Raw genomic sequence first — 21,548 nt, forward strand, 5'->3', positions numbered from 1 at the left:
GGCCCGCCGGAAGCGGGCCGAAATCCTGTTCCGGCAAGCTTAGCGGCGGCCTCCCGGGCATGGCGCGGCCTGCATACGTATTCACGCAGGCGGCAGCCTTGGCGGGGCCGCGGACGCCGGCCAGCCCGGTTTGCGCCCGAATTCACGGCCAGCGCCTATAATCAGTGGTGAGCCTGAAAGCCTGATCGCATGACCATCACCGAAGACACCCGTCCCGCCCTGGGCCTGCCCCAGATCCAGTCGCTTGCTGCGGCCGACATGGCCGCCGTCGATGCCCTGATCCGGCGCCGGCTGTCTTCGGACGTCGTGCTGATCAACCAGATCGCCGATCACATCATTTCCGCCGGCGGCAAGCGCCTGCGCCCGATGCTGGTGATGCTGGCCGGCCGTGCGGTCGGCAATGTCGGCGCGGACCACCACCAGCTGGCCGCGATCATCGAATTCATCCACACCTCCACCCTGCTGCACGACGACGTGGTGGACGAATCCAGCCTGCGGCGTGGCCGCAGCACCGCCAACGCGCTATGGGGCAACGCGCCGAGCGTGCTGGTCGGCGACTTCCTGTACTCGCGCAGCTTCCAGCTGATGGTCGAGCTGGAGCGCATGTCGGTGATGCAGATCCTGGCCGATGCCACCAACCGCATCGCCGAGGGTGAGGTGCTGCAGCTGCTGCACGTGCACAACCCGGACACCGACGAAGCGGCTTACCTGCGCGTGATCGAGCGCAAGACCGCGGTGCTGTTCGCCGCCGGCACCCGCCTGGGCGCGCTGGCCAGCGGTGTGGACGAAGCCACCCAGCAGGCCCTGTTCGACTACGGCATGCACCTGGGCTACGCGTTCCAGATCGCCGATGACGTGCTGGACTACTCGGCCAACGCTGACGAGCTGGGCAAGAACCTGGGCGATGATCTGGCCGAAGGCAAGGCGACGCTGCCACTGATCCACGCGATGGCGCACTCCGACGATGCCACCCGTGAGCGCCTGCGCACCATCGTGCAGGACGGCGACGCCTCGGCGATGCCGGAAGTGCTGGCCGCGATCCGCGCCACCGGCGGCCTGGAGTACAGCCGCGCGCGTGCCGAGGAATACGCCGACGCCGCCGAGCGTGCGCTCGATGGCCTGGGTGATAACGATGCGGTGGCCGCCCTGCGCGGCCTGGCACGCTACGCGGTGCAGCGCTCGCATTGACCAACTCCGGTAGTGCCGGCCGCTGGCCGGCATTCCCGCCGCTGTGGGTGGGTGCCAACCTTGGTTGGCACGCCTTTGTTTACCGGAAACGCTCCTCGAAGAACTCATCCAGCGCCTTCCAGGCGCGCTTGGCCGCCCGTTCGTTGTACTGGCAGCCCGGCGGGCTGTTCGCATCGCGCTCGGCGAAGCAGTGCACCGCACCGCTGTAATTGGTGAACTCCCAATCGACCTTGGCCGCGTCCATTTCCTTCTGGAAACCGGCGATGTCCTCGGCGGTCACGCTCTTGTCGTCGGCACCATTGAGCACCAGCACCGACGGGTGCGTGCCACCGGCCTGCGCCGGCAGCGGCGAACCCAGCCCACCATGCAGGCTGACCACACCGGCCAACGGAGCGCCGGCCCGGGCGAGCTCCAGCACCGTGGTGCCGCCGAAACAGAACCCGACCGCGCCGATCCGGCTGGCATCCAGCGGCACCTTGCCGGCCTGCGCCTTGAGCACGTTCACCGCCTCCAGCGCGCGGGCACGCAGCAACGGCCGGTCGTTGCGCAGCTTGGTCGCTACCGGCCCGGCCTCGGCATCGGTCTTCGGCCGCACACCCTTGCCGTAGACATCGGCCACCAGCACCACGTAGTCGTCACCGGCCAGCTGCTTGGCCTTCTCGATGGCCGATTCGTTCACGCCCTTCCAGTTCGGCACCATCACGAGGCCAGGGCGCTTGTCATGCTCGCCGTCGTCATAGACCAGTACGCCACTGAAGGTCGTTCCCTGGTGCTTCCATTCCACCGGCTGCGCCTTCATCGCCGCCCACGCCGGCAGCGCCGCCAGGCCCAGGATCACCGCCACACCGCATCGCCAACGTTTCATGCGCCTGCTCCGCAAGAAAAAGGGGACGGAGGGGATCAAGCCGTATTCGCCCCTCCCGCGTCGCATTCTGCATTGGCGACGTGACGCAGGTGTGGTTGGATACGACTTGATCCCCTCCGTCCCCTTTTTTCGCATGAACCTTGTTGATCGCTTTCTGTCTGGCCTGATCCCGCGCCTGCCTGCCGACGATGCCCCGCAGTGGGCCCACGTACGGGGCGCCAGCGCCGAGGACCTGCAGCGCCTGCGTGTGCAGTGGCCGCAGGTGCCGGACAGCCTGGTGGAACTGCTCTCGCGCGTGGATGGCACGCACTTCCGCGAATACCCCGGCGGCGAGGTCTGCGTGCTCATGCTGGGTTCGGACGTCGAGGACGGCGGCTATCCCTACTACCTGCGCTCGGTGGCACAGATCTTCGAGGACCAGCAGCAGTGGGACGACAGCATCCGCTCGATCTACGAGGAGTGGCTGGATGACGAACCGGAGATCCTCGGCGACGGCATCGACGCCGACGTGCCGATGAACCGCCGCCTGTGCTTCTCGCACTGCATGAACAATGGCGGCACCTCGATGCTGTACCTGGATTTCGATCCGGCGCCGCGCGGCACCGTCGGCCAGGTGGTTCGCTACCTGCATGATCCGGACAGCTATGCGGTGATCGCGCCGAGCTTCGATGTGTACCTGCAACAGTTGATCGATGGCGGGTACGCGTTCCTCGATCAGGACGACTGAAATCCAGCCGAGCATGGGCTCGGCTCTACAGTAGATCCACGCCATGCGTGGATGGCGTCCTCACCCGCGCTCGATCCAGTGCAGCGTCCCCGGCGCGAAGGCCAGCAGATCCGCTGCCTCCAGCGACGCGCGCGGCCAGTGGCGTTCCGGCGGCTTCGGCTGCCGGGCACCCACCGCACCGTCGTAGTCACGCACCAGCAGGCCGATACGCGCGGCACCGGCCTGCAACAGCGCTTCGATACGCTGCAACCACTGGCCGGCATCCCCCAAGGCTTCATCGCGGCGTGCCTGCTGATCCTGTTCATGCCGCGCCAACTGCGCCGCCAACGCGCGCGCGATTTTCGCTTCGCTCCAGCCCTTCCTGCGCCAGCGTTCGGCATCGCCGTTCCACTCACGAACCGCCTGCGCCGAGGCCAGCGACGTGCCGCAATCGCAGTGCACGGCACTCAACCACGGCTGCCAACCGGGCCCGACCGCTGACTGCAGGCTGGGCGAATCCTGCGCAAACAGGCGCCGGCCACTGCGCTGCATGATCGCGGCGGCATCGACCTGCGCAATCGACGCAGGAAGGAACAAGGTGATGAACGTGCACATGCGGCTATCCGGGTCCGTCCGGGGATGCGCCCCATGGTAACTCGCCGGGGTCAGAGCCCTTTCCTGAGGAAAGGGATCCGAGCCCGATCCGGCGGATCAAGCGATGCCCAACCCCGGGATCGCGCTGATGCTGTCCGGGTCGAATCCGGCCAGCTCGGCGAAATGGCGGCCACGCGCCACGTAGTCGCGGTAGGCACCAAAACTCGGCGCGCCCGGCGACAGCAGCACCACCCCGCCCTGCGCCGCCAGCGCGCTGCGAGCCAGCGCCATCGCCTCGGGCAGATCGCCCGCCGCGTGCAGGCCGAAGCGGCCGGCATCGGCCAACGGTTGCAGCATCGCGTGGATGCGCGGGCCGTTGCTGCCCATGGTCACGATCTCCACCGGCGGCACGTCGTGCGCCATGTGCTGCATGAAATCGGTCCAGTCCAGTCCACGATCGTGCCCGCCCACCAGCAGCGCGATGCGCTGGCCGGCAAAGCACTCCAGCGCGGCCAGGCTGGCATGCGGCGTGGTGCTGATCGAATCGTTGACGTAGGTCAGGCCCTCGGCCACGCCGATGCGCTGCAGGCGGTTCGGCAACGGACGGAAATCCTGCACCGCCGGAGCGAGCGCCACCGCGTCCAGGCCCACCGCTTCCAGCGCGGCCAGCACCGCGCACAGGTTGCCGCGGTTGTGGCGGCCCGGCAGCGGCGTGTTGCAGGTATCGAATACGGGCTGTTCACCGCGATGCACGACGTCACCGCGCATGTGCCAGCCCTGCGGCTGGTTGAACCAGACCACTTCACTGTCGGGCAACGACAGCGCGGCCAGGTGCGGATCGGCGGCATTGAGCACGGCGATGCGCGGCGCAGCTTCGGTCACCAGCCGCAGCTTGTCTTGGATGTAACGCTGTTCGCTGCCGTGCCAGTCCAGGTGTTCCGGGAACAGGTTCAGCACCACCGCCACCTGCGGGTGGGCGCCACTGCGCGCCACTTCCCCGGTCTGGTAGCTGGACAGTTCCACCGCCCAGTATTCCGGCGCCGGCTGCGGATCCAGCACTTCCAGCAGCGGCAGGCCGATGTTGCCGACCAGGCCGGTGCGGTGGCCGGCGGCACGCAGCAGGTGCGCGACCAGCGCGGTGGTGGTGCTCTTGCCCTTGGTGCCGGTCACGCACACGGTGTCGTGCACGATGCCATCGTCGGCGGCGTGTTCGGCGAACCACAGCGCGGTGCCGCCGATGAACGTGGTGCCCTGCTCCGCCGCCGCCAGTGCGATCGGCTGGTAGGGGCTGATACCAGGCGATTTGATCACCACATCGAACGCGGCCAGCGCTTCGGCAGTGGGTTCACCGCGCACGTCCAGCAATTCCTGCGTTTCCGCACGCGCCGCCTCGGCCTCAGCGGCCGGGCAGAACAGGCTCAGGGCCAGCGCGGGCAGGCGCGCACGCAGCACCGAAAATGCCGCACGGCCCTCACGCCCCCAGCCCCACAGCGCGACGCGCTTTCCTTCAAGCTGCGAAATCTTCACGCACCTGTTCCCACAACGCGGTCGGAATGCGGTGCTCGCCCTGCAACAGCAGCAGCGGTGCCAGTTCCAGTTCGGCGGCATCCAGCTGCGGCTGGATCTCATTGCAGAAGCGCTTCACCAGCACGTCTTCCTTCCATTCCGGGCGCTGCGCCAGGGTCGCCATCGCCGCACGCGATTCGCGGCCTTCGCCGACGCACTCGAACGGCTTGTGGTCCTGGAACTCCAGCAGTGCATCGAAGCCACCGGCCTGTTCGGCATCATCCAGCAGGTTGCGGCCAAAGATGCGCACCAGGCGCGTCTTCGGCATGAACGGGGCCAACGCCAGGAACACGAAGTGGCACTTCGGGCAGACGCCGCACCAGCGGTTCACCGGGCGCTCGCCGAGGATGTGGAAGTTGCGGTTGCAGCTGGAGAAATGCGCGTCGTAGAAATCGGTCTTGGCGAACTGGCGGGCCACCGCCAGCTCGGACATCGGGCGCAGCAGCGAGTAGTACTGCAGGTCCGCCGCCACGTGCTTCTGCACATGGCTGCCGAACGCCTGCTCGAAGGCCCAGCCCTTGGACCACTGGTGGTTCACTTCGCCGGTGCCCGGAATCTGGCTGCCGTAGCTGGCCGAGCGCTCGTTGGAGAACACCACCTGGTCCACGCCCTGCAGCAGCGCGGCCAGCACCATGATCGCCGAGTTCACCGCGGTGACCGGAATATGCCCGTTCCACGCGCCCTGGCGGTTGAGCTCGAACAGTTCCGGCGCCAGCGCGCGGCCCAGGTTCAGCGTCGGCAGGCCGGTGCGCTCTGCGCAGGCGCGGATCAGCTGCGAACCGCCAATCCAGGTCACCGTTTCGTCCACGCCGGCACGGCGCAGCGCTTCGATGCTGACCAGCGAATCCTTGCCGCCACCGATGGCCACCAGCGCATGCGCCTGCAGGCCCAGCACCGGGGCCTGCACCGCTTCGCCCTGCACCGGCAGGCGGAAACGCCCACGCAGGTTCAGGCCGTTGCGGTAGGCGAACTCGCCCAGGCCGTTGAGGTAGACCGTCTCCACCAACGCCGCGGTATCGGCATCGATTGAATAGCTGTCGATGCTGACCGTCTCCGGCACGCCGGCCTTGTAGTAACTGACACCGGCAATCAGGTGCAGCAGCTGCAGCGCACGCTGCACGGCGGCGGCGCGCGCCTGGTCCAGTACGAACGGGGCGCCCGGCACGGTGATGGTTTCCACCATCTCCGGGCCGTCATCGAAGGCGTAGACCAGCTTGGCCACGCCGGTTTCCGCAGCGAATTCGCAGCGGACGAAGCGGAAGCGGGAAACCTGGTGTTTATCGAAAGCAGTCATGGTGTATCCGGTCAGGCACGGGCCCGCGCAGCAGCACGGGGCGTGTCGGTGGGCGGGTGCAGGGCGCGGGTGGCGATCACTCGATCACGTCTTCGCGCGGCATCGCCCGCTGGTTGTAGGTGTTGGACATCACATAGCCGTAGGCACCGGCATCAGCGATCAGCATCACATCATCCGGTGCGGTGGACACCGGCAGCTTGCGGCGCTTGCCGAACACATCGCTGGATTCGCAGATCGGGCCGACCACATCGAATGCCGCCTCGGCATAGCCGCCCTGGCGGCTGAGGTTCTCGATGTCGTGCCAGGCGTCATACAGCGCCGGGCGCATCAGGGTGTTCATGCCGGCATCCAGGCCGACGCGGCGCACGCCGTCCTTTTCCACAACCTGAGTGGCGTGGGTCAGCAGCACGCCGGATTCGGCGACCAGGTAACGGCCCGGCTCGATCGCCAGGCGGAACGCCGGATGCAGCGCTTTGACCTCGGCCAGACCCTCGGCCCACGCATCCAGGTCGAACGGCTCGTCCTCGGCGGAATACGGAATCGGCAGGCCGCCGCCGATGTCGATGGTCTGCACGCTGCCGATGCGGCGGGCGAAACCGGCCAGCTCATCGCACATCAGGCGCCAGTGCTGCGCAGTCTCCACGCCGCTGCCCAGGTGCGCGTGCAGGCCGACCACGCGGCTGCCCAGGTCGGTGGCCGTGCGCACGAATTCGTCGACGCGGGCGATCGGCAGGCCGAACTTGGAGTCCTTGCCGCCGGTACGGACCTTGGCATGGTGGCCTTCGCCACGGCCCAGGTCGACACGCAGCCACAGCTCGCGGTTGCGGAACAGGTCCGGCCAGCGCTGCAGTGCTTCGACGTTGTCGACGGTCACGGTCACCCCGAGCGCGAACGCCGCTTCGTATTCGCTGCGCGGGCAGAAGCTGGGAGTGAACAACACGCGCTTGGGCGACAGTTCCGGCAGGTGCTGGAACACGTGCTTCAGTTCGCCGTGCGAGACGCACTCCAGGCCGAAGCCCTCGGCTTCCAGCAGCTGCAGGATGGCCGGGTGGCTGTTGGCCTTGATCGCGTAGTAGCGCTGGTCGATCGGCTTGATCGCGGCCAGCGCGCGGGCACGGGCGCGCACGGTCGGCAGGTGGTAGACGTAGCGCGGCGTACCGGCATCGGCCAGCTGCAGCAGGTGCGCGCGCTGGCCACGCCACCAGGGCGTGCCACGCGGGCGCACGGTGCCGGCGATCTCGCGCCAGCGCGGGCCGAACACCTCGGTCTCTTCCACCGGCATCGCACCGCTGTCAATCAGCTCGGCGTGCAGGATCGGCAGCAGGCCGTCAGCATCGGCCTCGTCGATGACGAAGGTCAGGTTCAGGTCGTTGGACGACTGCGAGATCATGTGCACGCGCTCGCGGCCAAACGTGGCCCACACGTCCGACAGCTTGTGCAGCAGCGAGCGCATGCCACGGCCGACCAGGGTGATGGCCGCGCACGGCACGATCACCTTCACCTTGCAGATCTGCGACAGGTCCGCCGACAGCGCGGCCAGCACATCGGTGTTGACCAGGTTCTCGGACGGGTCCAGCGACACGGTAACGTTGGTTTCGGCCGAACCGATCAGGTCCACCGACAGGCCGTGCTTCTTGAACAGGTTGAACACATCGGCCAGGAAGCCGACCTGCTGCCACATGCCGATGCCTTCCATCGACACCAGCACGATGCCGTTGCGGCGGCTGATCGCCTTCACCCCCGGGACCGGCGCGGCACTGCCATCGATGCTGGTACCCGGCAGTTCCGGGCGCTCGGTATCGAGAATGGCCATCGGCACGCCGGCATCACGGCACGGCTTGATCGAGCGCGGGTGCAGCACCTTGGCGCCGGTCGTGGCAATTTCCTGTGCCTCGTAATAGTCCAGGCGGGTCAGCAGGCGCGCGTCCGGCACATCCTTCGGGTTGGCGCTGAACATGCCCGGCACGTCGGTCCAGATCTCCACGCGGCTGGCACCCAGCAATGCACCGAAGTACGCCGCCGAGGTATCCGAACCGCCGCGACCGAGGATGGCGGTGCCGCCATCGGCGTGACGCGAGATGAAGCCCTGGGTGATCAGCAGGCGGGTCGGCTGCGCGCGGAAGCGCTGCATCCACTCTGCGTCGGCGCGCCACTGGCAGTTCACCGACAGGCGCTGCGACCAGTCGCTCTGGTTCGGCTGCGGCGGCATCGCATCCAGCCACTGGCGGGCATCCATCCAGCCCATGTCCAGACCTGACGCGCGCAGGTAGGCCGCACCCAGTGTGGAGGACAGCAGCTCGCCCTGGCCCAGCACTTCGGCCTGCCAGTCCAGCGGACGGGTGGCCGCGCGCGCGTCGTCCAACAGGCCCTGCAGCGCCGCCAGACGTTCGGCCAGCACCTCGCGGCCAAGGCCCAGTTCAACCAGGAAGCCCTCGTGGCGCTCTACCAGCGCGGCCACGCGATCACGGCTGTCCGGCGCGCCATCGGCGATCGCGGTCAGTTCGTTGGTGACCCCGGACAGCGCCGACACCACCACCAGCACGCGCGAGCCGGTCTCTTCCGCACGTTTTTTCGCCAGCTTCCCGATCGTGTCCCAGCGATGACGACGCGACACCGAGGTGCCGCCGAACTTCAGTACGATCCAACGATCGACAAGGGGGGAAGCTGACATGGATTGGCTATGTAGAATGTGGGGAAGCCGCCCTCGGGGGCGGAACCTTTGATTCTAAGCGCAATATCCCCGTAGATGGCCGTCCTTCGTTACCTGCAGCTCGATGTCTTCGCCCCCCGCCCCGGCACCGGCAACCCACTGGGCGCCATCCTGGACGCCGACGGGCTCTCCAGCAGCCAGATGCAGGCCCTGGCCGCCTGGCTGAACCTGTCCGAGACGGTGTTCTTCCTGCGCCCCAGCGCGCCCGGCGCCGACTACCACATCCGCATCTTCACCCCGACCCGGGAACTGGCGTTCGCCGGCCATCCCAGCGTCGGTGCGGCCTGGGTGGCGGTGACCTGTGGCCTGGCGACTCCACGTGACGGTGCCCTGCTGCAGCAATGCGCGGCCGGGCTGTTGCCGGTAAAGGTGAGTGGGCCGGCCGAGGCGCTGGAGATCCAGCTGGCCAGCCCACCGGCCCGGCAGCTGGCAACCGCCGCCGACGCGGCACCCGCAACGCTGCTTGCGCTGGCTGCCGACGGCCATGCACCGGAGCTGTGGGACAACGGCGCACGCTGGTGGCTGCTGCCGCTGCGCGATGGCGCCGCCGTGCGCGACCTGGAGCCGGACATGGCATCGGTGGCCGCCTGGAGTCTCGCCACCGATGCCACTGGCGTGGCGGTATTCGCCGACGAAGCCGGCACCGACCACAGCCGCGTGGTCCGCGCGTTCTGTCCTGCTGATGCGCCCAGCGTGCCCGAGGACCCGGTGACCGGCAGCGCCAATGCGCTGATCGGCGTCTGGCTGCGGCAGCGCGATGCCCTGCCCGGCCGCGAGGGCCGCTACGTGGCCAGCCAGGGCCGCGAAGTGGGCCGCGATGGCCGCGTGCAGGTGCAGGTCGACGCGCAGGGCACGGTGTGGATCGGCGGCCAGGTGCAGTGCGTGATCGACGGCAGCATCCATTGGTAGCGCCGGTCCACGCCCGGCGAACGCAGTACACGGACGCCGGGCATGGCCCGGCGCTACCGTATCCCCTCTCGTTTACGGAATCTGCCCCCTATGACCACCCGCCGTTTCCTGCAGCTGGATGTGTTCTCCCCGCGCGCCGGCGCCGGTAACCCACTGGCCGTGGTACTCGATGCCGAGGGCCTGGATGACGCCAGCATGCAGGCCATCGCACGCTGGACGCGCCTACCGGAAACCACCTTCGTGTTCGCGCCGCAGGCACCTGGTGCCAGCTACCGGCTGCGCATGTTCAGCCCGCAGAAGGAAGTCCCGTTCGCCGGCCACCCCAGCGTCGGCACCGCGCATGCGGTGCTGCAGGCGGGCCTTGCTACACCGGTCGAGGGCGTGCTGGTGCAGGAGGGCATTGCTGGTGCGCTGCCGCTGCGCGTCAGTGGTGAAGGTGCGCAGCAGCGCATCGCCATCCGCACCCCGCGCGCGCAGCTGGCCGAAACCGCCGAAGCCACCGATCCACGCCTGCAGGCCGCATTGAAGGGCTGGCCACTGGGCACACTGCCGCCGGCACGCATGCAGGGTGGCCGCAGCTGGTGGGTGGTGCAGGTGGCCGATGAAGCCGCATTGCGCGCCCTGCAGCCGGACTGGGATGCGGTGGCGGCAGTGGCTGAATCCACCGACAGCATGGGCGTGTTCGCCTATGCCTTCAGCGATGGCAGCGAGGGGTTCGATCTTGCGGTACGCGCCTTCGTCGGCAACGGTCGCCGCTTCGAAGACGCCGCCTCGGGTGCCGCCAACGCCGTGTTGGCCGCGTGGCTGGACCTGCGCGAGGCACTGCCGCGGGGCCGTGCGCCGTTCGAAGTCAGTCAGGGCCGCGAAGTCGGCCACGATGCGCGCCTGACCCTGTTGGTCGATGAGGACGGCGAGGTCTGGTCGGGCGGTCAGGTGCAGACGGTGATTGCCGGCACCCTCGATTGGTAAAGGGGCACTGTACAGCCGAGCCCACGCTCGACTGCTCTTCGGCCAGATCACGGCAGCTGCAGAAGCCGAGCGTGGGCTCGGCTCTACAAGAGCATCCGGCGCTCAGCCCAGCTCGGCTTCCAGGCTGATCGGCACCGCACTCAGCGCCTTGGACACCGGGCAGTTCTGCTTGGCGTCATCGGCAATGGCGCGGAACTTGGCCGCGTCGATACCCGGCACTACGGCCTTTACCTTCAGGCGGATCTGAGACAGCTGCGGGCCGCCTTCCAGCGACAGATCGACCTTGGCTTCGGTGTCCAGCGAGGTCGGGGTGAAACCGGCTTCGCCGAGCTTGGCCGACAGCGCCATGGTGAAGCAGCCAGCATGCGCGGCAGCGATCAGTTCTTCCGGATTGGTGCCCTTCTCGTCGCCGAAGCGGCTGTTGAAGCCGTAGCGGGTCTTGTCCAGCAGGCCACTCTGCGGCGTGCTCAACTGCCCCTTGCCCGACTTCAGGTCGCCTTCCCAGTGCGCGGTGGCGTGTCGCGAGATTCCCATGTGCTGCTCCTGCGTGACGGTGATGAACGATCACCCTCGCACGTGGCGCGTTAGCCCTGCGTCGCTCCGCCGCACGCGCCACGTCGCTCCGGCGCCGGGCAGATGGACACTTCCTCGCCAGCCGGAAACGCATTTCCCCCTTGTTTTCAGTGGTTTCGCGCATTCCTCCAATGACCGGGCGCTGGCGGCCAGCCGCGTCCCGACACCCCCGCCCCCATCGCCGGCCATGTACTGAATCGGCCTGGATATGAAAAAACATGCACTTTCCGCGCTTCGGGCTATTGGCGGCGCCCGAGAGTTGCCCTACATTGCGCTTGCCGACGGGGTTCGGCGCCGACCAAACAACCAACCGTTCACGGAACAGGAAACCATGGCAAAGACCGCTAAGAAGGCTGCCCCGAAGAAGGCAGTGAAGAAAGTCGCGACGAAGGCAGCCGCCAAGCCGGCCGCTCCGAAGCCGATCAAGGAAGTGCTGACCAAGTCCGGCCTGGTTGCACACATCGCTGAAGCCTCCGGCGTCATCGCCAAGGACGTCCGCGCTGTGCTGGCCTCGCTGGAAAGCGCCGTCGCATCCTCGGTGCACAAGAAGGGCGCTGGCTCCTTCACCCTGCCGGGCCTGCTGAAGATCACCACCGTCAATGTGCCGGCCAAGCCGAAGCGCAAGGGCATCAACCCGTTCACCAAGGAAGAACAGTGGTTCGCCGCCAAGCCGGCCACCACCAAGCTGAAGGTGCGTCCGCTGAAGAAGCTGAAGGACGCCGCGCTGTAAGCGCGCGCCCCAACGCGGATTCCGACGGGACGGCTCTGGCCGTCCCGTTTTTTTTGTCCCAACCACGGCCCGCAACACAGCGTTGCCGCATCCCAGGGAATGCCCGTACAGGCCCGTCGCCATTGGCTGGGCCCCGCCTGCGGCGGTGCCGGAACGTACCGGGTGGAACACTGCGTGCAGCGCCGGCCGTCGCCGCCGACCGTGGCCTTGCCTATGGTTGGCACATCCTCCACAGCTACGGCGAGCATCTCCTCATGGCCAGCCCCTCCACCCGCTACCGGATCTCGGTGACCCCCATCGAAAAGGACGGGGTGCAGTGCACCGGGCGTTGCACCATCGAACTGGAACATCGCGCCAGCCGCGACCTGATGCGCCTGCTGGAAGCGGCACCGCGGACGGCAGGGCTCAGCGGCGATGAACGCGCGACCCTGGTGATTGCCACCCAGCTGCTGCGCGACATCGTGCAGCGCCACGCCGAAACCGATGGACATGCGTTGGCCGCCATCGCCGGGCAGGTGCTGCCGGCGCTGGATGCACTGGAACAGTTGCCCTCCTCCCGCTGATTCCCGCGCAGCCGATACACTGTCAACCCACATCGCCTCGGGGAGGAGGCATGCGCAGGACGCTTTTCCTGATCGCGCCACTGGTGCTGCTGGGCTGTTCCAGACCCACTGCACAACCGGAGGTTGCGCCAGTGCCGGCGCCAGCGAGCGCCGATGCACAGGCCGTTGCAGACACCGACGCAGCACCGCTGCAGCGAGCAACGATCGATCCGCTGTTCGCCGCGGTCGCTGCCGACGCCGAACCACCATCGGTGATGCTCAACCGCTACGTGATCGCGCTGCTCAACCGCAACCGCAGCGCCAGCGACGCGGCATGGGCGATTCCACCGGTCGATCCGCACCGCGCAGATGACGCTGCCATACGCCAACTGCAGGACCTGCGCACGCTGCGCCTGGACAGTGGCACCCCGCTGGCACGCGATGGCCGGCAGCCATCCCGGTTGCTGGAGGTGCCGGTGCGGCTCCGCGCGACCACCGCACAAGGCACCTTCCGCTTCCGCGGCTGGTATCGCGTGCAGCCCAGCCCGGACGGTCGCGCCTGGCAGATCCAGTCGGCGCAACTGCGGCCAACGCTGGACTGAACCGTTGCAGCGGCATGCACGCACGATTCAGCCGACCCGGCTACTCTTTCCTCCATCCATTCCCTGTCCAGCGGCCACCGCCATGCGCCTGCGTTCCCTGATGACCCGCCTCGCCGCCTCCACCGTACTGATCGCAGCCGCGATCGGTGCCCAGGCCGCCCCTTCCATTTCCGGCCGCGAACTGTCGGTGGGCGCCAGCGATGTGCAGCAATACCTCGATGGCAGCTTCCCGCGCACCCAGGACGCCCTGGGCGGACTGATCGCCCTGACCATGAGCCACCCTCAGCTGAGCCTCCCGGCCGGCGAGCGTTTGAACCTCGGCATGGACGTTGCACTGGCCACTGCCGGTGGCAATCCGGCCAAGCTGGGTACGGTGAAGCTCAGCAGCGGCCTGCGCTACGACGCACAGACCCAGGGGTTCCACCTGCAGCAGCCCAGCGTGGATGACTTCACCCCGGCCAACCAGGGTGGTCGTCTCGACTCCCGTACCCGCGGCCTGCTCAACGCCTGGCTGAGCGACTACGCCCAGCGTGAGCCGATCTACAAGCTGGATCCGGCCGTGGCCGGGGTACTCGGCGCTCTGCAGGTGCAGTCGGCGCAGGTGAAGAACGGCAAGCTGGTGGTCACCTTCAACCAGAACCTGGGCAACCTGGTGCCGGCAGGCGTGCTGGGCAAGTAAGGTGGTGCCGGCCAGCGGCCGGCACTACCGGTAGCGCATCAGGCGGCAAGTGCCTTGACCACCGCCTCACTGAAGGCCGGGATGTCATCCGGCTTGCGGCTGGTGATCACGTTGCCGTCGACCACGACCTCGGCATCGCGCCAGTTCGCCCCCGCATTGGTCAGATCCTGCTGCAGGGAAGGCCAGGACGTCAGCTCGCGGCCATCGGCGAGGCCACTGTTGATCAGCAGCCACGGGCCATGGCAGATCGCCGCCACAGGCTTGCCGGCCTCGTCTACTGCGCGGACGAAGCCGAGTACAGCCTCGTCGGTACGCAGCGTGTCCGGATTGATGACCCCTCCCGGCAGCACCAGCGCGTCGAAGCTGGCCGGATCGGCCTCATCCAGCGGAATATCCACCGCGACGGCGTCGCCCCAGTTCTTCTCTTTCCAGCCCTTGATCGTCGCCTCCTTTGCAGGCGACACGACGCTGACGCGCGCGCCTTCGGCTTCCAGCAGACGCTTGGGTTCGGTCAGTTCGGACTGTTCAAAGCCGTGGGTGGCAAGGATGGCAATCTGCTTGCCCTTCAATCGTTCTGCCATGGGTGCACTCCGGTTGGGGGTGCCGACAGAATGGAAGAACGGCCCTTGCACGGCGGTGACCCTGCCGTGCACGGCAGGTGGAGAGCCTCCGGGTGGCGCCGGCCGCGGGCCCGCACCCGGCGTGCGCCGTGCCGGCCCGCGGCCGGCCCGACCCCGTCCCGGTCCGCCCTTGGGCTGCAGCATGGTGCCAGTGCACTTGGGTGAGCCGCAGCGGCACTCCCAGATCTTCTTCAGCTTGGCGGTGTGGCGCTCGGCCAGGGTGATGCCGTAGTTGTAGGTCAGTTCCTCACCGGCCTTGATGTCACGCAGCGCCTCGATGAACACCTTGTCACCTCGGCTGTCACCGTCCTCGTCTTCCTCGATCACTGCCTCGCAGTTCGGGTCGCAGCTGTGGTTGATCCAGCGCGCGTCATTGCCCTTGTAGTTGGCATCGATCACCCAGTCGTCGTTGAGGGTGAACAGGAAGGTATGGCCACTTTCGACGTCGCCGCTGTCATCGGCATCAACGTCGCCGTGGCTGCGCAACAGGCCCTTGTACTGGATCACGCGCTCGCCCTGCTTGATCGGGGCCACGGCGAACACGCCGTTGCCATGGATGGCGGACTTGCGGGCTTGGATCTTCTTGGGCATCGGCAAGGGAGGTCTGCAGCGAAAGGAACGTTGATTCTCGCCCATTCCGGGTGATTGCGAAAATCACCCCGTTGGCGCAGCATGGCGCCCCGGCAATGGCCCCGGTGTGTCGTCCCGGTCCGTCCCAGCGCCGGCTGAATGTCCGGGTTGGATGCCGGCGAATAAAAGCGTACAATTTCAGTCCGCTTTAAGAACCGCTCGCATTCCCATGTTGCGTGTCACCAAGCTCACCGATTACGCCACCGTGGTACTGACCGTGCTTGCCGCCCGTCCGGGCGAGGTGCTCAGTGCCACCGAGCTGGCCGAATTCACCGGCCTGGAGCCGCCCACCGTCAGCAAGGTGCTCAAGCCACTGGCCCAGGCCGGCCTGGTCGAAGGCCTGCGCGGTGTCCGAGGCGGCTACCGCCTGACCCGCCCGGCCATCGAGATCTCGCTGTTCGAAGTGGTCGAAGCGATGGAAGGGCCGCTGGCCCTGACCGAATGCAGCCACGACCACCACCAGTGCGGCATGGCGCCCAAGTGCGGCGCGCGCAGCAGCTGGCGGCTGATCAACGACGTGGTCTCCGAGGCCCTGCGCGATGTCACCCTGGCGCAGATCCTGCCCCCTCTCCCCCTTGCCGATGACGAACAGCGCCGCACCATCGCTGTCGACGTCGTCTCCTGATCCGTAGGCAGCCCCCCATGGCCACCGAAACCATCGAAAACGTCGCCCACGACGACACCCCCAACCGCGAGATCCACGAGCAGCTCGGCCGCAAGTATTCGGCCGGCTTCATCACCGAGATCGAATCGGACTCCCTGCCGCCGGGCCTGGACGAGGACACCATCCGTGCCCTGTCGGCCAAGAAGGAAGAGCCGGAGTGGATGACGCAGTGGCGCCTGGACGCCTACCGCCACTTCCTGACCATGCCGATGCCGGACTGGGCCAAGCTGGAGATCGCCCCGATCGACCTGCAGGCGCTGAGCTACTACTCCGCGCCGAAGGGCCCGAAGTACGCCTCGCTGGATGACGTGCCCAAGGAACTGCTCGACACCTACGACAAGCTGGGCGTGCCGCTGCACGAGCGTGCCAAGCTGGCCGGCGTGGCGGTGGATGCGGTGTTCGACTCGGTGTCCGTCGGCACCACGTTCCGCAAGGAACTGGCCGAGAAGGGCATCATCTTCTGCTCGATGTCCGAGGCCATCAAGGAACACCCGGAGCTGGTGCGCCAGTACCTGGGCACCGTGGTGCCGGTGGGCGACAACTACTTCGCCGCGCTGAACTCGGCGGTGTTCTCCGATGGCAGCTTCGTGTTCATCCCCAAGGGCGTTCGCTGCCCGATGGAACTGAGCACCTACTTCCGCATCAACGCCGGCCACACCGGCCAGTTCGAGCGCACCCTGATCGTGTGCGAGGACAAGGCCTACGTTTCCTATCTGGAAGGCTGCACCGCGCCGATGCGCGACGAGAACCAGCTGCACGCCGCGGTGGTCGAGCTGGTCGCGCTGGAAGACGCGGAGATCAAGTATTCCACCGTGCAGAACTGGTACCCGGGCGACGAGAACGGCGTCGGCGGCATCTACAACTTCGTCACCAAGCGTGCCGAATGCCGTGGCGCGCGCAGCAAGGTCACCTGGACCCAGGTCGAGACCGGTTCGGCGATCACCTGGAAGTACCCGTCCTGCGTGCTGCTGGGCGACGATTCGGTCGGTGAATTCCATTCCGTGGCGCTGACCCACCACCGCCAGCAGGCCGACACCGGCACCAAGATGATCCACGTCGGCAAGCGCACCAAGAGCAAGATCGTCAGCAAGGGCATCAGTGCCGGCCGCGGCCAGAACACCTACCGCGGCCTGGTGAAGGTCGACCGCAACGCCGACGGCGCACGCAACTACACCCAGTGCGATTCGCTGCTGATCGGCAAGCAGTGCGGTGCCCATACCTTCCCCTACATCGAGGTGAAGAACCCGGGCGCCACCGTCGAGCACGAGGCCACCACTTCGAAGATTTCCGACGACCAGCTGTTCTACTGCCGCGCCCGTGGCATCAGCCAGGAAGACGCGGTGTCGATGATCGTCGACGGCTTCTGCAAGCAGGTGTTCCGCGAACTACCGATGGAGTTCGCGGTGGAAGCCAAGAAGCTGCTGGAAGTCTCGCTGGAAGGGTCGGTCGGTTAACACGCCAACCACCTTCGTCTGAATATTTCAGCCACGCGTGGCGTGGCTCTACTGGATTCATACCATGCTGAAGATCGAAAACCTCCACGCCCGCATCGGCGACAAGGAAATCCTCAAGGGCCTGTCGCTGGACGTGAAGCCCGGCCAGGTGCACGCCATCATGGGCCCCAACGGCGCCGGCAAGTCCACCCTGGGCAATGTCCTGGCCGGCCGTGACGGCTATGAAGTGACCGAAGGCAGCGTCCAGTTCGAGGGCGCCGACCTGTTGGACCAGGACCCGGAAGCCCGCGCCGCCGCCGGCCTGTTCCTGGCCTTCCAGTACCCGGTGGAAATCCCGGGCGTGAACAACACCTACTTCCTGCGCGCAGCACTGAATGCACAGCGCAAGGCGCGTGGTGAAGAAGAACTCGATTCCATGCAGTTCCTGAAGCTGGTGCGCCAGAAGCTGGCCGTGCTGCACCTGAAGGACGAGCTGCTGCACCGTGGCGTCAACGAAGGCTTCTCCGGTGGCGAGAAGAAGCGCAACGAGATCTTCCAGCTGGCCGTGCTCGAGCCGAAGCTGGCGATCCTCGACGAAACCGATTCGGGCCTGGACATCGATGCGCTGAAGAGCGTGGCCGACGGCGTCAACGCACTGCGCGCCGCCGACCGCTCGTTCCTGGTCATCACCCACTACCAGCGCCTGCTGGACTACATCAAGCCGGACGTGGTGCACGTGCTGGCCGATGGCCGCATCGTCAAGACCGGCGGTCCGGAACTGGCCCTGGAACTGGAAGCGCACGGCTACGATTTCCTCAAGGATCGCGTGGTGCGCGAGGCGGCGGTCTGATGAGCGCCCTGCTTGACTCGATGGCCCAGGCCTTCTGTGGCAGCGATTCGCGCCGCGAAGTGCTGGATGCGGCCCTGCGCGACGGCCTGCCGGCCGCCCGCAACGAAGCCTGGAAGTACACCTCGCTGCGCCAGCTGGAGCGCCGTGCGTTCGCAGCTGCACCGCTGGCCCCGCCGGCACTGGATGCCGCACTGCTGGAGGACATCCCGGCACCGCGCCTGGTGTTCGTCAATGGCCGCCTGGATGCCGCGCTGAGCGATGCGCAGGTCCTGCCGGCCGGCGTGCAGCTGCAGCCGCTGTCGGCCGCACTGGCATCCGGCGAAGACGCCGTGCGTTTCCTTGGCCGCCGTTACGAGCGCAGCGAGGAGATCTTCGCCCGCCTCAACGCCGCACTGGCCGATGAAGGCGTGGTGCTGCGCGTGGACGAAGGCGTGCAGGTCGAAGCGCCGCTGCAGCTGGTATTCGCCAGCGTCGCCGGCGAGACCGATCTGGCCTGGCACCACCGCCACCTGATCGAACTGCGTGCCGGCGCCAGCCTGGGCGTGGTCGAGCAACGCTTCAGCGTCGGCGATTCGGCCCACCTGGACAACACCGTGCTGCACGCCCATGTCGCCCGCGATGCCGTGCTCAAGCACGCCCGCGTGCAGACCGGCAGCGCACGCCAGACCAGCTTCCTGCGTACCGACGCAGTGCTGGCCCGCGACGCGCAGTACCACCGCGTCGACCTGGAACTGGGCGCCGCGCTCAGCCGCCACGAACTGAACGTACGCCTGGAAGGCGACAACGCCCAGCTGACCGCCAACGGCGTGCTGCTCGGCAATGGCCGCCGCCACGTCGAGACCCGGCTGGGCATCGATCACATCGCGCGCGACACCAGCTGCGAACTGCTGTGGCGCGGCGTCGCCGCCAACCGCAGCCGCGTGGTGTTCCATGGTGGCATCCAGATCCGCGAAGGCGCCGATGGTACCGACGCGAACCTGTCCAACAAGAACCTGCTGCTGTCGGCCGACGCCGAGATCGATACCCAGCCGACGCTGGTGATCGACGCCGATGAAGTGAAGGCCGCGCACGGCGCGACCGTCGGCCAGCTCGATGCCAATGCGCTGTTCTACCTGCGCTCGCGCGGCCTGCCGCAGGCACAGGCGCAGGCACTGCTCAGTGCCGCGTTCTGCCACGAACCGCTGAAGATCCTGCCGGAAGCCCTGCGCGAACAGCTGGCACGCCGCCTGGACAAGGCCCTGGCCGAGGCGGGTGTGGCATGAACCTGTCCACCCCGCGCCCGATCGAAACCCCCAACGGCGCGCCCGACTGGGACCGCGTCCGCCTCGACTTCCCGCTGCTGATGCGCGAAGTGCACGGCAAGCCGCTGGTCTATTTCGACAATGCCAACACCGGCCAGAAGCCGGTGCAGGTGATCGGCGCGGTGGACGAGTTCTACCGCCGCTACAACGCCAACGTCAGCCGCGCGGTGCATGCACTGGGCAGCGAAGCCACCGACGCCTACGAAGGCGCGCGCAACAAGCTGGCGCGCTTCCTCAACGTGCGTGCCAGCGACCTGGTGCTGTGCAGCGGCACCACCTTCGCCATCAATCTTGTGGCGTATTCGTGGGCGCTGCCGCGGCTGAAGGCCGGCGACGTGATCCTGGTCTCGCGCATGGAGCACCACGCCAACATCGTGCCATGGCAGCTGGTCGCACAGCGTACCGGCGCCACCATCCGCGTGGCCGAGATCACCCCCGATGGCGCGCTGGACCTGGATGCGCTGCGTGCGGCGATGACCCCCGAGGTCAAGCTGCTGGCGGTCACCCATGTGTCCAACGTGCTGGGCACGGTCAACCCGGTACGCGAGATCTGCCGTGAGGCGCGCAAGCGCGGCATCATCACCGTGGTCGACGGCTCGCAGGCGGTGCCGCACCGCAAGGTCGACGTCGCCGCGATCGGCTGCGACTTCTACGCCATCACCGGCCACAAGATGTGTGGCCCGACCGGCACCGGTGCGCTGTGGGCACGCCGCGAGCACCTGGACGCGATGCCGCCATTCCTCGGTGGCGGCGAGATGATCAAGGAAGTCAGCTTCGACGGCACCGTGTTCAACGATGCCCCGCACAAGTTCGAAGCCGGCACCCCGAACATCGCCGGCTTCATTGGCCTGGGCGTGGCCGCCGACTACCTTCAGCAGCTCGGCCAGGACAACGTGGAAGCGCGCGAAGCCGAACTGCTGGCGCACTTCACCGAAGAGCTGCGCCGCGTCGATGGCCTGCGCATCATCGGCGAAGCGCCGGAAAAGGCCGCCGTGGTCTCGTTCCTGATCGACGGCGCGCATGCCCATGACCTGGCCACGCTGCTTGATCTGGAAGGCGTGGCCGTGCGCTCGGGCCAGCACTGCGCGCACCCGCTGCTGCAGTACTTCGGCGTCGCAGCCACCTGCCGCGCCTCGCTGGCGTTCTACAACACCCACGCCGAGATCGAGCGCTTCATGACCGCACTGACCAAGGTGCGCAAGCTGTTGGGGTGACCCGGCACACCGGGGTCAGATCCCTTTCGCATCGCGAAAGGGCTCTGACCCCGCTAGCGAACCGGCCAGTCGTCGCTGCGACTGCAATGCTCGCCGGATCGCCGCCACATCCGCGGCAGGAATACCCTCCTCGATGAACTCCGCATAGCGCCTGCGCCGTTCATCCAGATCCAGGGCAATCAGCTCGAATGCCGAATGCGGCTCGAGCAGCGCATTCGGCCTGCCCTGCGCATTCGCCCGATAGCTCGACCAGCGATAGTCCCCTGGACGCGCCACCCTCCCCGCACGGACAGGGTTGAGCTCGATGTAGCGCTGGCAAGCCAGCAGATAGCGATCCGTATCCACCAACGTGGAATGGAAACGCCCCTCCCACAGGGTTCCCGTGCGGCCCTGCCGATCATTCACCCGCCGCACGTAGGTCCGGCTTACGGCCTGCATCATCCGCGACAGCCCGCCGGAGACATCAGGCGTCGCCAGGAGATGAACGTGATTGTCCATCAGCACATACGCGTGGACCCGGCAGTGCTGCTGGCCTGCGTGATGACACAGCAGGCGCAGGTAGGCCACGCGGTCGCCATCGGTGAAGAACACGGGCTGGCGATTGTTGCCACGTTGAACGACATGTTGCGGGTAACCGGGCGCATCGATGCGTGGTGGCCTTGGCATAGGTGTCTCCTGGGAATAGGGGTCAGAACCCATCGCTGCGCAAAGGGATCTGACCCCGAGCATCTGCTGATTCCGTGCCCGTACCAGTCGGTCCATGACCTGCCGCTCGGTCGGTAGACGCCGGGGTCAGAGCCCTTTCGCCCGGCGAAAGGGATCTGACCCCACGCCGCGCCCCCCGTTGCGGCCGCCCCCCCCCCCCCCAGAAGTTGCCCCGGCGCGCCCGGGCCCGCCCCGCCCCGCCCG

Annotated in this window: 21 protein-coding genes and 1 pseudogene; 13 read left to right on the plus strand and 9 right to left on the minus strand. The window is 67.4% G+C overall.

The annotated features are described in order from the left end of the window. Nucleotides 1-189 precede the first annotated feature (189 nt). Nucleotides 190-1,188, plus strand: a complete 999-nt coding sequence (locus V3B41_RS06470) for a polyprenyl synthetase family protein (RefSeq protein ID WP_049430038.1) — start codon at nt 190-192, stop codon at nt 1,186-1,188. Between the two features lie 79 nt (nt 1,189-1,267). Here the strand turns inward: V3B41_RS06470 and V3B41_RS06475 are convergent, their stop codons facing one another. Next, nucleotides 1,268-2,053: a dienelactone hydrolase family protein gene (locus V3B41_RS06475; RefSeq protein ID WP_049430039.1), complete on the minus strand. Its 786-nt coding sequence runs from the start codon at nt 2,051-2,053 to the stop codon at nt 1,268-1,270. A 133-nt stretch (nt 2,054-2,186) separates the two neighbouring features. On the opposite strand from V3B41_RS06475, the gene V3B41_RS06480 reads away from it, so the two are divergent. After that, nucleotides 2,187-2,780: an SMI1/KNR4 family protein gene (locus tag V3B41_RS06480; RefSeq protein WP_049430040.1), complete on the plus strand. Its 594-nt coding sequence runs from the start codon at nt 2,187-2,189 to the stop codon at nt 2,778-2,780. A gap of 60 nt (nt 2,781-2,840) precedes the next feature. Here the strand turns inward: V3B41_RS06480 and V3B41_RS06485 are convergent, their stop codons facing one another. The 4 genes from V3B41_RS06485 to V3B41_RS06500 all read right to left on the minus strand — a co-directional run bounded on the left by V3B41_RS06485 (nt 2,841) and on the right by V3B41_RS06500 (nt 8,884). Then, nucleotides 2,841-3,374 (minus strand): hypothetical protein, encoded by a 534-nt coding sequence (locus V3B41_RS06485; protein WP_049430041.1) that lies wholly within the window; start codon nt 3,372-3,374, stop codon nt 2,841-2,843. A 96-nt stretch (nt 3,375-3,470) separates the two neighbouring features. Beyond that, nucleotides 3,471-4,880 (minus strand): UDP-N-acetylmuramoyl-L-alanine--D-glutamate ligase, encoded by a 1,410-nt coding sequence (gene murD, locus V3B41_RS06490; RefSeq protein WP_329860533.1) that lies wholly within the window; start codon nt 4,878-4,880, stop codon nt 3,471-3,473. Beyond that, entirely contained in the window at nt 4,861-6,213 is a 1,353-nt protein-coding gene (murL, locus tag V3B41_RS06495) for a UDP-N-acetyl-alpha-D-muramoyl-L-alanyl-L-glutamate epimerase (protein ID WP_049430043.1), read from the minus strand. The genes murD and murL overlap by 20 nt, the downstream gene beginning before the upstream one ends. A gap of 76 nt (nt 6,214-6,289) precedes the next feature. After that, the gene (locus tag V3B41_RS06500; protein WP_049430044.1) at nt 6,290-8,884 is read right to left on the minus strand and encodes a bifunctional aspartate kinase/diaminopimelate decarboxylase; all 2,595 of its coding nucleotides are present in this window, start codon (nt 8,882-8,884) and stop codon (nt 6,290-6,292) included. Nucleotides 8,885-8,959: 75 nt separating this feature from the next. Here V3B41_RS06500 and V3B41_RS06505 point away from each other — a divergent pair, with 75 nt between their 5' ends. Together V3B41_RS06505 and V3B41_RS06510 are read left to right on the plus strand one after the other, a co-directional pair. After that, nucleotides 8,960-9,832 carry a PhzF family phenazine biosynthesis protein gene (locus tag V3B41_RS06505; protein WP_049430045.1) on the plus strand — a complete coding sequence of 291 codons (873 nt, stop codon included), beginning with the start codon at nt 8,960-8,962 and terminating at the stop codon, nt 9,830-9,832. Nucleotides 9,833-9,922: 90 nt separating this feature from the next. Next, nucleotides 9,923-10,801, plus strand: a complete 879-nt coding sequence (locus V3B41_RS06510; RefSeq protein ID WP_049430046.1) for a PhzF family phenazine biosynthesis protein — start codon at nt 9,923-9,925, stop codon at nt 10,799-10,801. A gap of 102 nt (nt 10,802-10,903) precedes the next feature. Here the strand turns inward: V3B41_RS06510 and V3B41_RS06515 are convergent, their stop codons facing one another. Beyond that, nucleotides 10,904-11,335, minus strand: a complete 432-nt coding sequence (locus V3B41_RS06515) for an OsmC family protein (RefSeq protein ID WP_049430047.1) — start codon at nt 11,333-11,335, stop codon at nt 10,904-10,906. A gap of 370 nt (nt 11,336-11,705) precedes the next feature. Here V3B41_RS06515 and V3B41_RS06520 point away from each other — a divergent pair, with 370 nt between their 5' ends. From V3B41_RS06520 to V3B41_RS06535, 4 genes are all read left to right on the plus strand, one after another. After that, complete coding sequence (locus V3B41_RS06520; RefSeq protein ID WP_010483539.1) at nt 11,706-12,104, plus strand: HU family DNA-binding protein; 399 nt, start codon at nt 11,706-11,708, stop codon at nt 12,102-12,104. A gap of 254 nt (nt 12,105-12,358) precedes the next feature. Beyond that, nucleotides 12,359-12,667, plus strand: a complete 309-nt coding sequence (locus V3B41_RS06525) for a DUF3861 family protein (RefSeq protein ID WP_049430048.1) — start codon at nt 12,359-12,361, stop codon at nt 12,665-12,667. A gap of 50 nt (nt 12,668-12,717) precedes the next feature. Continuing rightward, nucleotides 12,718-13,248 (plus strand): hypothetical protein, encoded by a 531-nt coding sequence (locus tag V3B41_RS06530; RefSeq protein WP_049430049.1) that lies wholly within the window; start codon nt 12,718-12,720, stop codon nt 13,246-13,248. An 82-nt stretch (nt 13,249-13,330) separates the two neighbouring features. Further along, nucleotides 13,331-13,927, plus strand: coding sequence for a DUF1439 domain-containing protein (locus tag V3B41_RS06535; protein WP_005408439.1), 597 nt, complete (start codon nt 13,331-13,333; stop codon nt 13,925-13,927). A gap of 38 nt (nt 13,928-13,965) precedes the next feature. On the opposite strand, the gene V3B41_RS06540 is transcribed toward V3B41_RS06535, so the two are convergent. Both V3B41_RS06540 and V3B41_RS06545 read right to left on the minus strand, forming a co-directional pair. Further along, a complete protein-coding gene (locus tag V3B41_RS06540; RefSeq protein ID WP_024956948.1) occupies nt 13,966-14,508 on the minus strand; it encodes a type 1 glutamine amidotransferase domain-containing protein in 543 nt (180 codons plus the stop codon). Between the two features lie 168 nt (nt 14,509-14,676). After that, nucleotides 14,677-15,138, minus strand: a pseudogene (locus V3B41_RS06545) (SET domain-containing protein-lysine N-methyltransferase); the annotation flags it as partial. 208 nt (nt 15,139-15,346) lie between these two features. On the opposite strand from V3B41_RS06545, the gene V3B41_RS06550 reads away from it, so the two are divergent. The 5 genes from V3B41_RS06550 to V3B41_RS06570 all read left to right on the plus strand — a co-directional run bounded on the left by V3B41_RS06550 (nt 15,347) and on the right by V3B41_RS06570 (nt 20,639). Further along, nucleotides 15,347-15,802 (plus strand): SUF system Fe-S cluster assembly regulator, encoded by a 456-nt coding sequence (locus V3B41_RS06550; RefSeq protein ID WP_005408436.1) that lies wholly within the window; start codon nt 15,347-15,349, stop codon nt 15,800-15,802. Nucleotides 15,803-15,819: 17 nt separating this feature from the next. After that, nucleotides 15,820-17,295: a Fe-S cluster assembly protein SufB gene (gene sufB / locus V3B41_RS06555; RefSeq protein WP_006423171.1), complete on the plus strand. Its 1,476-nt coding sequence runs from the start codon at nt 15,820-15,822 to the stop codon at nt 17,293-17,295. 64 nt (nt 17,296-17,359) lie between these two features. Further along, nucleotides 17,360-18,124 carry a Fe-S cluster assembly ATPase SufC gene (gene sufC / locus V3B41_RS06560; RefSeq protein ID WP_049429367.1) on the plus strand — a complete coding sequence of 255 codons (765 nt, stop codon included), beginning with the start codon at nt 17,360-17,362 and terminating at the stop codon, nt 18,122-18,124. Next, on the plus strand, nt 18,124-19,386 hold the full coding sequence (sufD, locus tag V3B41_RS06565) for a Fe-S cluster assembly protein SufD (protein WP_329860539.1): 1,263 nt from the start codon (nt 18,124-18,126) through the stop codon (nt 19,384-19,386). Before sufC ends, sufD begins: the two co-directional genes overlap by 1 nt. Next, a complete protein-coding gene (locus V3B41_RS06570; protein WP_100443777.1) occupies nt 19,383-20,639 on the plus strand; it encodes a cysteine desulfurase in 1,257 nt (418 codons plus the stop codon). The genes sufD and V3B41_RS06570 overlap by 4 nt, the downstream gene beginning before the upstream one ends. 15 nt (nt 20,640-20,654) lie before the next feature. On the opposite strand, the gene V3B41_RS06575 is transcribed toward V3B41_RS06570, so the two are convergent. Next, nucleotides 20,655-21,305: a transposase gene (locus V3B41_RS06575; RefSeq protein WP_049429365.1), complete on the minus strand. Its 651-nt coding sequence runs from the start codon at nt 21,303-21,305 to the stop codon at nt 20,655-20,657. Nucleotides 21,306-21,548: the final 243 nt, after the last annotated feature.

Source organism: Stenotrophomonas sp. SMYL89 (assembly GCF_036319985.1).
GTDB lineage: Bacteria > Pseudomonadota > Gammaproteobacteria > Xanthomonadales > Xanthomonadaceae > Stenotrophomonas > Stenotrophomonas maltophilia_Q.